The 207-nt window shown below is 63.8% G+C and carries 1 protein-coding gene; it reads right to left on the bottom strand.

Annotated elements, in window-relative coordinates:
* Positions 1-207: hypothetical protein (locus ACLNEE_RS17145; protein WP_412007478.1), on the bottom strand; the 207-nt coding region annotated here is incomplete at both ends.

The following is a 207-nucleotide window of genomic DNA, read 5'->3' as shown; positions in this document are numbered from 1 at the left end:
GTGGCTCCACCCTGGAGGTTGGTGCGACCCGTGACGTTGAGGTTGTCGACTTTGGCGCCGCCCTGAACGGTGAGGCCATTGGAGATGGTGGCTCCACCCTGAAGGTTGGTGGGGCCACCCACCGTCAGACCGTTCTGGACCGTGAGGCTCCCATTGTTGGCGCTGATTCCCACGGAGCGCACCAAGGTGCCATCGCCATTGGCACTG

The organism is Aphanothece stagnina RSMan2012 (assembly GCF_046764815.1).
GTDB lineage: Bacteria > Cyanobacteriota > Cyanobacteriia > PCC-6307 > Cyanobiaceae > NIES-981.
This window is presented reverse-complemented; position numbering and strand designations above follow the sequence as displayed.